We start from the raw sequence: 11832 nt of genomic DNA on the forward strand, positions 1-11832 counted from the left end.
AGACCGAGACCATCCTGTTCGGCAAGGACGGCGTCGCCGAAACGCTGGCGGACGGAGCGGTGTTCATCTCCTCCGCCACCATGGACCCGGACCTGGCGCGGCGGCTGGCGAAGCAGCTGGAGGCGACCGGCCGGCACTATCTGGATGCTCCGATCTCCGGCGGCGCGCAGCGCGCGGCGCAGGGCGAGCTCACCATCCTGGCCTCGGGAAGCTCCGCGGCTTTCGCGAAAGCAAGGCCGGCGCTCGATGCGATGGCCGCCAGGCTTTACGAACTGGGCGATGCCGCCGGGCAGGGCGCCGCGTTCAAGATGATCAACCAGCTGTTGGCCGGCGTACATATCGCCGCCGCTTCGGAAGCGATCGCGTTTGCCGCCAGACAGGGCCTCGACATCCGAAAAGTCTATGAGGTGATCACGGCATCCGCCGGCAATTCCTGGATGTTCGAGAACCGCATGCCGCATGTGCTCGACGGCGACTACTCCCCGCGCAGCGCGGTGGACATTTTCGTAAAAGACCTCGGCATCATCCAGGACATGGCGCGGACGGCGAAGTTTCCAGTGCCGGTGTCGGCCGCGGCGCTGCAGATGTTCCTGATGACATCGGCCTCCGGCATGGGCCGCGACGACGATGCGTCAGTGGCGCGGATGTATGCCCGCGTCACGGGCACGCAGCTGCCGGGCGAGCCCAAGTAAAGCCAACGAACAAGAGGACATCGGATGCCCCGTTTCGCCGCCAATCTCTCCATGATGTTCAGCGACGTCCCGTTCCTCGACCGCTTCGAGGCGGCGGCGAAAGCCGGCTTCACCGCTGTCGAGTTCCTGTTTCCCTACGATCATCCGGCAGATGCTGTCGGCGAGCGGCTGAAGCGCAACGGCCTGACCCAGGCCCTGTTCAACCTGCCGCCGGGCAATTGGGATGCCGGCGAGAAAGGCTTTGCCGCGCTGCCGGAGCGTTTCGACGATCTGAAGCGGAGCCTCGAGACGGCGCTGCCTTATGCAAAGACGACCGGCGTCAAGCGGCTGCACCTGATGGCGGGCATTGCCAGCCGCAGCGAACCGAAAGCCGTCGAGCACTTCTATAAATCGGTGGCGTGGGCAGCCGAATTCTATGCGCCCCACGGCCTCGACGTCGTGATCGAGCCGATCAATTCGCGCAACGTGCCGGGATATTTCCTCAACGATTTCGGTTTCGCGCGCGACCTGATTACCGAATTGAAGATTCCGAACCTGAAACTGCAGTTCGATATCTATCACTGCCAGATCATCCATGGCGACGTCACCATGCGGCTGCGCGAGATGATGCCGATAACAGGCCATGTCCAGATCGCCAGCATTCCCTCGCGCAACGAGCCTGATGGCGAGGAGCTGAACTATCCCTTCCTGTTCGCCGAGCTCGACCGGCTCGGCTACGGCGGATTTGTCGGCTGCGAATATAACCCGCGCGGCAAGACGACGGATGGCCTCGGCTGGTTCGAGCCCTATGCCGGAGCGAAATCGTGACGCTCGCCAGAAAATTGTATCTGGGATGCATCGCCGACGACTACACCGGCGCCTCCGATCTCGCCAACACGCTGACCCGCTGCGGCCTGCGCACGGTGCAGACCATCGGCGTGCCCGCAGACGACCTCGCGTTGCCTGAGGTGGATGCCGTGGTGGTGTCGCTGAAGAGCCGGTCGATCGAGGCCGGCCTTGCGGTGTCACGCTCGCGATCCGCGGAAAAATGGCTGCGCGGCCACGGCGCGCAGCATGTGCTGTTCAAGATCTGCTCGACTTTCGATTCCACCGACGCCGGCAATATCGGCCCGGTGATGGATGCGCTGCGCGCCGATTCAGGCGACGCGATCGTGCTGGTGACGCCGGCTTTTCCCGAGACCGGCCGCACCGTCTATATGGGTAATCTGTTCGTGGGTTCGGTGCCGCTCAATGAAAGCCCGTTGAAGGACCATCCGCTCAACCCGATGCACGATTCCAATCTGGTGCGGGTGCTGGCGCGGCAGAGCCGGACCAAAATCGGATTGATCGGCCTCGCCGATATCGCGCGTGGACCGGACGCGGTTCGCGCCCGGCTGGCCGATCTCTCCGGCAAGGGGTTTGGCGCCGCCATCGTCGATGCCGCCTTCGATCGCGATCTGGAAACCATCGGCGCGGTGGCGCTGGATCATCGGCTCTCCGTCGGCGCATCCGGCATCGGGCTCGGGCTCGCCCGCGCGCTGGTGACCTCGGGAAAAATAGAATCCAGTGCGTCGCAGGCTGCGGCCGATGGGGCGGCGGGCGGGCTGGCGGCGTGCCTGGCCGGCAGTTGCTCGCAGGCGACGCTGCAGCAGATCGCCGCTGCGGAAGCCGTGATGCCGGTGCTGCACCTCGACCCTGATCAAATCATCGCCGGCAAAGAGGAAGCCCGGCGTGCGCTGGCCTGGGCCAGTGGCCGCCTCGGTCAAGGTCCGGTTCTGATCGCCAGCAGTTCGACACCGGAACAGGTCGCAGCTCTGCAATTGCGACATGGCCGCGATGCAGTTGGGCATGCCATCGAGCAGGCCATGGCCGATATCGCGGAGGGATTGGTCGAGTCAGGCGTGCGCAGATTGGTCGTTGCCGGTGGTGAAACTTCAGGCGCGGTGGTCGACCGCCTCGGCATTCCGGGCTTTCTGGTTGGCGCGGAAATCGCTGCAGGAGTGCCGGTTCTGCGCGCTGTCGGCGCTGCCAAGGGTGAGATGCTGCTTGCCTTGAAATCAGGCAATTTCGGTGGCCCGGAATTTTTCTCCGATGCGCTGAAGCTGATGCGCTAGCTCAGACGCGTGTCATGCTGCTGTAACATTCCGTAATCCTGCCGAAGCGAGTTAACGCAGCCACAATACCTCTGGTGCGTGATGCCGCGCGTCGCGTTTCTCGATTCGCAACGCTCGACGATGCGGCCGACATTTCCTGAGTTCCGTGCGGGCGGCCTGACCAGGCCAAGGGCCATTGGATGCGGCCGGCGACGTGAGGCCAGCCGCATTTCATCTCATGGTTGTACTCAAAAAGTGCCAGGGAAGCCGCCAAATTAACGGTAGGACAACACCTGTGGTGTTTGATGCAGGAGCCTTCACGCATCAAACGCGACAACCATCAGAAGCGCCAACGCGCTCAGCACAGAGACCGCCGCCATGATCAAGTTCAATCGCATCGGTAACAAGTTGGGTCTCGCCGGCGTCGTCGGCGTGTTGCTGGCGGTCGGCCTGGTCGCCAATCAGCTGGCGACGGAATCCACCGTGACCGCCGCGAACGACCGCACCGATCGACTTCAGCGGGTGGCCGAAAGCACGCTCGCGGCCCATCTCAATATGCGCCAGGTGCAACTCGCTGCCCGCGGCATCAGGCTGGCAAAGACCCCGGCCGACATCGACACCGCCGTCGCCGAGATGCGCCAGTTCGGCGCCATTGAAGCCAGGGAAATTGACGCCGCATTGGCGACCGCCCGGATGGCTGAAACCCGGGACCGACTGCAGAAAATCAAGTCCCTGATGGCGAGCTACAGCGCCGGTATCGAGGAACTCGCGAAGGCGCAACGCGATCTGCTCACGCAGATCGACAAGCGCTCGGAGATATCGGTCGAATGGGCCAAGGCCATTTCAGCGCAACAGGCTTCACCGGCGCTGGCCAAGCTGGATAACCGCGTCGAGATTGAAAAGCTGCTGCTTCAGGCCGACATCAAGGTGAACGCGCTGCAGGCCATGGTCTGGCGGCTGGGCGCGACCGGCGATGCAGGCCTGATCGGCTCGATTGCGAAGACCCAGACCGCGCTCAGGAACAACTTCAATGAGTTGCGGGGCGAGGCCGACGACAGGGACTTGCTTGTCGTGATCTCCTCGCTCGACAAGATCGTGAAGCGTTTCCTGGCCGCCAATGACGAGGCCGTCAAGATCGAGGAACTGAAGTCCGAGATCGTTACAAAACGCACGACGAACATCGTCAAGGAGGCCGGCGAACTCATGGAAGTCGCGGTTTCCAGTGCGCAAAAGAGCATGACGGCCTCGAAGGAGGAAGTTGCGGCGGCTATCGCGCAGGCCAACCGGATCAGCATGATCGTGGCGATCGTGGTGGTGATTTCGCTGATCGCGTCGGTGATATTCTCCTTCCTCGGCGTTGCGCGTCCCATGACCCGGCTGAACGGCGCGCTGGGCCAGATGGCTGGCGGCAATCTCGATATCGCCATTCCCGGCGCCAATCGCGGCGACGAAATCGGCGACCTCGCCAAGACCGTCACCGTCATTCGCCAGAATGCCGAGCAGAAGGCCCGCGATGAAGCGGAGGCCAAGATCACGCAGGACCAGGTCGCCGCCCGGCAGCGCAAGGCCGAGATGATCAAGCTCGCCGATGATTTCGAAGGCGCGGTGGGCGAGATCGTCGAGACCGTATCCTCTTCCTCGACGCAGCTTGAAGCTTCCGCCGGCACGCTGACCGCGACCGCGGAACGCGCGCAGGAACTCACCATCATGGTGGCGGCGGCTTCCGAAGAGGCCTCCACCAACGTGCAGTCGGTGGCGTCGGCGACCGAAGAGATGGCGTCTTCCGTCAACGAGATCAGTCGTCAGGTCCAGGAATCCGCGCGAATGGCCAATGATGCCGTCGGCCAGGCCCGCACCACCAACGACCGCGTCAGCGAGTTGTCGAAGGCCGCCGCCCGCATCGGTGACGTGGTCGAGCTCATCAATACGATTGCGGGCCAGACCAATTTGCTGGCGCTCAATGCCACCATTGAGGCCGCACGTGCCGGCGACGCCGGCCGTGGTTTCGCGGTGGTGGCGTCCGAGGTGAAGGCGCTGGCCGAGCAGACCGCGAAAGCGACCGGCGAAATCGGGCAGCAGATCACCGGCATCCAGGCGGCGACCCAGGAGTCGGTGAACGCCATCAAGGAGATCAGCAGCACCATCGAAAGACTGTCCGAGATCTCGTCGACCATCGCGGCCGCGGTGGAAGAGCAAGGTGCTGCGACGCAGGAAATTTCCCGCAACGTGCAGCAGGCGGCGCACGGCACCCAGCAGGTCTCGTCCAACATCACCGACGTGCAGCGTGGCGCCAGCGAGACCGGCTCGGCCTCCTCGCAGGTGCTCTCCGCGGCACAGTCGTTGTCCGGCGACTCTAACCGCCTCAAGCTCGAGGTCGGCAAATTCCTGAGCTCGGTCAGGGCGGCCTGACGCTGAGACAGACGCGCCGCTCAGCCATCGAGCGGCGTCTGCGGGATGCTTCTGCAAATGCCTGGCATTGCCTGTCCGTATTCATACGGTTCGATACTTCATTAACTATTAAACCGCCGGGCGCAAGGTGACTGCAACCTGCGCCAATGATGCCGCGTGACGAAGCCGGATCGGCACTCCCGATCCCGAGCTCCTCGAAAGGCAAAATACTTCAGGCTTGCAGATCCAGCATTCCATCTCGTGGCCGCTCGCCGTCGATCAAGATCATCTTGTTCGCAGCGCCCGGACGCTTGCGGCGGTCTGCGGCATTTCTGCAAATGCGTGATTTGACGTGTTTTGAAGCGATCAACCTGTTGGCAAGTTTCGGCGAAAAATGGAGACCGGCACATGAATCTCAAGATCAGAACGATCCTTCCGCTCATCATTTCCGCGCTCGCCATCATGGCCGTAGCGTCCGCCGGGTTCGCCGCTTATGAGGCGTACGTCCGGCGGCAGGATGCCGAGGCCTTCCTCAAAATCAACCAGATTTCGCAACGGCTGTTGCAGAGCGCCGGTCAATGGGCTGTAGAACGCGGGATGACCAACGCGCCGCTGAAATCCCCCGATGCGCTTCCGGCCGAACGTCGCGCCGAGATTGTGAAGATACGCACGGTCGCCGATCAGGCATTTCGCGAGGCGGCGCAGCAGCTTCGCGCCGTCCCGGCGATGAAAGCGGCTGAAAAGGAAATCGCCGAGGCCGAAGGCGCATTCCGGGCATTCGAGGCTTTCCGCAGCAGGGTTGACGATAACCTCGCCAAACCCGGATCCGGACGGACATCGGAGGTCGTGGAGGGCTTCGCGCCCGCGATCACCAGTTTGATCGAGGTTGCCGCAAACAAGCTGCGGCTGACGCTGGAGACGCTGACGAGCCCTCCGACGGTAGGGCTGACGCAACTGGTCGGTCTTCGTCACCTGACCGCGCAAATGGCCGAGAATGCCGGCAGGGAGCGCGCGTTCTTCGGTGGCATCGTTGGTGCGCACAGCAAGCTCACCATGGAGAGAATTCGAATCGTTGCACGCACCCGGGGCCAGGTCGAACTCGCCTGGGAAACGATCAGGGCGAGCCGCCAGCGCGGCGGCATCCCTGCGAAGATCGTCGATGCGATCGCCAGCGTCGACAAGGAATACTTCGGCACCTACGGCACGGTCCGGGATGCCATTTTCGCAGCGGGCGAAACCGGAGAATACAAGATCACCGGCGGCGACTATGTCGCGCGCGCCACGACCGCGATCAATTCGATCCTCCAGCTTGCCGATTCGATAGGCAAGGCGGCCGACGAGGAAGCGACCAACCAGGCAGCGAAGAGCACGTCAAGCCTGGCCGTCAACGGCGCGATCCTGCTGGCCAGTATCGGTCTGGTGCTGCTCAGCTTCTGGATTGCATTTTCCCGCATTCTGCGGCCGTTGTTCGCACTGACCGGCGCGATGGGAGAACTCGCCAACGGCAATTTCTCGGTCGTGCTGCCGGGGCTCGGCCGCAAGGACGAGATTGGCGACATGGCGCAGGCGGTCGAAGGCTTCAAGGTCAAGGCCGAGGAGAAGGCCCGCGCCGAAGCCGAAGCCAAGATCAAGCAGGATCAGGTCGCCGCGCAGCAGCGCAAGGCCGACATGATCAAGCTCGCCGACGATTTCGAAGGCGCGGTTGGCGAGATCATCGAAACCGTATCCTCGGCTTCGACCGAACTCGAGGCCTCCGCAGGTACCCTGACCTCGACCGCCGAGCGCTCACAGGAGCTCACCACCATGGTCGCGGCGGCATCCGAGGAAGCCTCCACCAACGTGCAGTCGGTGGCCTCCGCCACCGAGGAACTGTCGTCGTCCGTCAACGAGATCAGCCGCCAGGTTCAGGAATCCTCGCGGATGGCCAGTGAAGCCGTCAACCAGGCCCGCACCACCAACGACCGGGTCGGCGAACTGTCGAAGGCGGCCGCCCGGATCGGCGACGTCGTCGAACTGATCAACACCATCGCGGGTCAGACCAATCTGCTGGCGCTCAATGCCACCATCGAGGCGGCGCGTGCCGGCGAGGCCGGCCGCGGCTTCGCGGTCGTGGCTTCCGAAGTCAAGGCGTTGGCCGAGCAGACCGCCAAGGCCACCGGCGAGATCGGTCAGCAGATCACCGGCATTCAGGCCGCCACGCAGGATTCGGTGACTGCGATCAAGGAAATCAGCGGCACCATCGAAAAATTGTCCGAGATTTCCTCGACCATCGCCGCGGCGGTGGAAGAGCAGGGCGCCGCGACCCAGGAGATTTCCCGCAACGTGCAGCAGGCGGCGCAGGGCACCCAGCAGGTTTCGTCCAACATCATGGACGTGCAGCGCGGCGCCAGCGAGACCGGCTCGGCCTCCTCGCAGGTTCTCTCCGCGGCACAGTCGCTGTCCGGCGACAGCAACCGCCTCAAGCTCGAGGTCGGCAAGTTCCTGAGTTCGGTAAGGGCGGCCTGACGAAGGGAAGGGGGCAAATTCCGTCGTCTCCGGATCGAGGATTAACGGGAACCAAACTCGTGTCGATTATGATTCCCGACCGGGAGGCGGAGGTCGCATGCGAGACCAGCCCTCCTGGCCCGGTCGTCGCTGCATTCGCGCTGCTTTGGGTCGTTTCAGACGAATGCGCACCATCCCGTGGAGACCAGAATGTCGTTTGCAATGCTGAGCCAGTTCAGGATGACCATCGGCCGAAAGATCTATGTACTGATCGGCCTCAGCTTCATGGGACTCCTGGGGATTGCGATCCTCGACTCGCGTGAGCTGGCATCGAGCCTCAAGCAGCAGAAGCAGATCGAGCTGCAGCATCTTACGGAGCTCGCCCTCGGCATCGTCAAGGAAGAACATGCGACGGCACAGAAAGGTGAAATTGCCGTTGCCGACGCGCAGAAGCGGGCGCTGGCCCGGGTCGCGATGCTTCGATATGGCAACAACGAATATTTCGTCATTCAGGACCTGCTGCCCCGCGTGCTGATGCATCCGGTCGCGGCGCAGCTCGTCGGCAAAGACATGTCGGACGTGAAGGATCCGACCGGGAAACGGTTCTCGGTCGAGATGACCGAACTGGTGAAGCAGAAGGGCAGCGGGTTCGTCGACTATCTCTGGCCGAGGGCAGGATCCGACAAGCCACAGCCGAAGCTTTCCTATGTCGTCGGGTTCTCGCCCTGGGGCTGGAGCATCCTGACCGGCGTCTATGTTGATGATCTGGACGCTCAGGTGTCGTCCTCGACCCGGCGGTCCCTGATCGCTGCCGGTCTGGTCCTGCTGCTCATGCTGGCGGCGTCGATGTTCATCGCGCGGGGCATTACCAGGCCGCTGCAGCGCATGACGATCGCGATGAAGGAGCTCGCCCGCGGCAAGCTCGACGTTGAGGTGCCCGGCATTGGCCGGCGGGACGAGGTCGGCGAGATGGCCGAGGCCGTCGAGATATTCAAGAGCAATGCTGCCGCCCGCCAGGGCCTGGAGGCCGAGCAGAAGGAGGCGGAGACCCATGCCGTCGCCCGTCGCAAAGCGGACATGCACAAGCTTGCGGACGACTTCGAAAGCGCCGTCGGCGAGATCATCGAAACCGTATCCTCTTCCTCGACCGAACTCGAAGCCTCCGCCGGCACGCTGACGGCGTCTGCGGAACGCGCGCAGGAACTCACCATCATGGTGGCGGCGGCTTCAGAGGAGGCCTCCACCAACGTGCAGTCGGTGGCGTCGGCGACCGAGGAGATGGCGTCTTCCGTCAACGAGATCAGCCGTCAGGTCCAGGACTCGGCGCGGATAGCGGGCGAAGCCGTCGATCAGGCGCGCACCACGACCGACCGGGTCGGCGAGTTGTCGAAGGCGGCAAGCCGGATCGGCGACGTGGTCGAACTGATCAACACTATCGCCGGCCAGACCAATTTGCTTGCGCTCAACGCCACCATTGAAGCCGCGCGCGCCGGTGAGGCCGGCCGCGGCTTTGCGGTGGTGGCTTCCGAGGTGAAAGCGCTGGCCGAGCAGACCGCCAAGGCGACCGGCGAAATCGGCCAGCAGATCACCGGCATCCAGGCGGCGACCCAGGACTCGGTCAACGCCATCAAGGAAATCAGCGGCACGATCGAAAACCTGTCCGAGATATCATCGACGATCGCCTCGGCGGTGGAAGAGCAGGGTGCGGCGACGCAGGAAATTTCCCGCAATGTGCAGCAGGCGGCGCACGGCACCCAGCAGGTCTCGTCCAACATCACCGACGTGCAGCGTGGCGCCAGCGAGACTGGGACGGCTTCCTCGCAGGTGCTGTCCGCGGCACAGTCGCTGTCCGGCGACAGCAACCGCCTCAAGCTCGAGGTCGGCAAGTTCCTGAGCTCGGTCAGAGCGGCCTGACACGGCCGGTCACGGCCTCCGGTTCCGTCGGCGCGCTCCCGGACGGCATCGCCGACGGCGATCGGGTCCGCGTCGCCTCCGACAAGGGCAGGGGTGGAGGAAGACCCGCGACGGCTTCGGAGAAGCAGAGCAGCAAGGGGTAGGGCGAGTCGTTCACCTCGCCCTCCATCGGAGCCGCGGCGTACCATATCTTGTGCCGGCACGAGTTCCGCCACTCAAGCCATTCTGTGCATGGGGTTGTTTTCGCAATTTTTGGCGGAGGCGAGAGGTGAGCAGAAGGACTATCCCACCCGCCACTCCAGCACGCCATCGTCTGCGGCAACGATATCGCCCAGTGTTCCCACCGGCGTGCGGTCCATGTTCGTTAGATGCGCCAGGGTGGCGCTGTCATTGGCCGGCACCCGCGCCAGCGCGCGGGCGTCATTCGCCGTTCGCAGCATCACCACGCCGTGCTCGATCTCGCCGCCGCGGCCGTAGAGCACGGTAAAACTCTCGACCTTGCCCTTGCCGCCGGCCTCGGTGACGAACTCCGGCACCGCGCCTTTGCGGCGGTCGGCCTCGGCCTGCACGCTGGTGTCCTGCGCCAGCGTGTGCGGCGACGCCTGCGGTGACAGCACCAGCCCATGATGTTTGGTCACGAACCCGCCCTGGCCGTAGAGCAGGCCGAGCTTGGCGCCGGCGCGCAGCTTTTTCACCATCGCGCAGGCCGCATGCGTCATGTAGGTGTTGAGCGGCGCGCCGAAGAAGGTGAGGCCGCCGGTCACGGTCGGCTGCACGTCGGGGCCGAGCCTCAGCGTCCGCCGCGCCATCTTGGGCACTACGGGGAAACAACTATAGAGTTCGATGGCGTCGAATTTTTTGCCGTCGCCCTCGACGAGATTCATCACCGCCTTCAGTACGGCGTTCTGCGGATGGCTTTCGTAAAACTGGTCGCGCACCAGGTAATCCCGCGGCTCCTCGGCGGAGGCGCCGCCCCAGACGTGAATGATGCGATCCGCGGGGATCCCGGCGGCTTTGGCTTTCGCAAGGCTGGTCAGCAGCACGGCGGCGCCCATGTTGACGGTCGGGTTGGCCACCATCAGCTTGTTGTAGGGCCAGGCGATCAGCCTGTTGTCCGGCGTCGGCGTCGTGATCTCCTCCGGCGTGAAGCGCCGCTTCAGCCAGGCATTGGGATTTTCCGATGCCACATTCGAGTAGGTCGCCCACAGCTCGCCGGATTCCGCCATCGTCTCGCGCGGGGTCTGGCCCCAATGCGCCGAAGTCGCGGTTTCATAGAGCGGATAGACGGTGATCGGCCTGAACACACCGAGCTTGACCGCCATCGGCTTCTGGAACGCGGCGCCGCGCTTCGGCTCTTCCACGTCATGGGCGAACGGCGTCCACGGCAGATCGATTTTTGCGCGTTCCGCCTTGGTCGCGGTCGACTGCGCCTCGGCGCCGCAGACCGCGGCGACGCTGCATTCGCCGCGCGCGATGCGCTTTGCGGCCTCATGCAGATAGCGGATCGGGCTCTCGCCGCCGACCGGGCCGTAGTAGAGATGCGCCGGCTGAATACCGAGGCGAGCGGCCAGAAGCTTCTCCGGATCGCGGTAGCGCCAGCTCAGGAAGTTGACGATGTCGAGCGAGCCGATCTCGCCGAGCAACCTGGCGCCACTGTCGGCCTCCGCCCGCCGCAGCGCCTGCTCCAGCAGCGCGAGCGGCTCCAGCCCGTCGGCGATCTCCTTCGGCCGGTCGGTGATTTCGCCGACGCCGACGATGACGGGGATACGGTCTTCAGAGACTGGGGTGGGGGTATTCGACATTTTCTTGTTTCTCTTTCTCAGCCTTCTCAGACCTCATCCTGAGGAGCGGCCTCTTGGCCGCGTCTCGAAGGATGAATGCAGCGCATGAGCCTGCGGCCATCCTTCGAGACGCGGCGAAGACGCCGCTCCTCAGAGCCTGTGAATATTTGGCGCGGCTGGCAATTCCGCTTTGCGTGCACCTGACCACCCAATTCGACAGGCGCGGGCCTCTCGACCGTGCGGTAAATCCCGTGCCAAATCGGCGACCGACGCTTTCGCCGGGCCAGAGCAGTGTGCTGGTCGGCTTGCTTCAGTCCGTGAGCACCGCACTGGAACAGGCCCGATCGGGCCCGGCTGCTGAACCCTGCAAAAACACCGGGAAAAACCTCTTGGCGTCAAGCCGTGTGGACTTGACGCCTCAGTGGCCGGCGTCAAGTCTGCGGAAGGCAAGTCGGCCCGAAGGGGCGCGGTGCAGCGCCATCCCGGCGATGCAAAAGCATC

Annotated in this window: 7 protein-coding genes; 6 read left to right on the forward strand and 1 reads right to left on the reverse strand. The window is 64.0% G+C overall.

All coding sequences use genetic code 11. The features are described 5' to 3' along the window. The 6 genes from ltnD to Q7U29_RS25830 form a co-directional block, all read left to right on the forward strand. Window positions 1-692, forward strand: a 692-nt coding sequence (ltnD, locus tag Q7U29_RS25805) for an L-threonate dehydrogenase (RefSeq protein ID WP_304746157.1), incomplete at its 5' end; no start/stop codon positions are given. A gap of 24 nt (window positions 693-716) precedes the next feature. Further along, a complete protein-coding gene (otnI, locus tag Q7U29_RS25810; RefSeq protein ID WP_304746159.1) occupies window positions 717-1499 on the forward strand; it encodes a 2-oxo-tetronate isomerase in 783 nt (260 codons plus the stop codon). Continuing rightward, on the forward strand, window positions 1496-2785 hold the full coding sequence (otnK, locus tag Q7U29_RS25815; RefSeq protein ID WP_304746161.1) for a 3-oxo-tetronate kinase: 1290 nt from the start codon (window positions 1496-1498) through the stop codon (window positions 2783-2785). Before otnI ends, otnK begins: the two co-directional genes overlap by 4 nt. A gap of 360 nt (window positions 2786-3145) precedes the next feature. Continuing rightward, the gene (locus Q7U29_RS25820; protein WP_304746168.1) at window positions 3146-5173 is read left to right on the forward strand and encodes a methyl-accepting chemotaxis protein; all 2028 of its coding nucleotides are present in this window, start codon (window positions 3146-3148) and stop codon (window positions 5171-5173) included. Between the two features lie 387 nt (window positions 5174-5560). Further along, window positions 5561-7657, forward strand: coding sequence for a methyl-accepting chemotaxis protein (locus Q7U29_RS25825; protein WP_304746163.1), 2097 nt, complete (start codon window positions 5561-5563; stop codon window positions 7655-7657). 189 nt (window positions 7658-7846) lie between these two features. After that, window positions 7847-9550 (forward strand): methyl-accepting chemotaxis protein, encoded by a 1704-nt coding sequence (locus Q7U29_RS25830; protein WP_304746164.1) that lies wholly within the window; start codon window positions 7847-7849, stop codon window positions 9548-9550. Window positions 9551-9831: 281 nt separating this feature from the next. Here the strand turns inward: Q7U29_RS25830 and Q7U29_RS25835 are convergent, their stop codons facing one another. Continuing rightward, complete coding sequence (locus Q7U29_RS25835) at window positions 9832-11352, reverse strand: acetyl-CoA acetyltransferase (RefSeq protein WP_304746166.1); 1521 nt, start codon at window positions 11350-11352, stop codon at window positions 9832-9834. Window positions 11353-11832: the final 480 nt, after the last annotated feature.

The sequence above is a fragment of the Bradyrhizobium sp. genome (assembly GCF_030654605.1).
Taxonomy (GTDB): Bacteria; Pseudomonadota; Alphaproteobacteria; order Rhizobiales; family Xanthobacteraceae; genus Bradyrhizobium.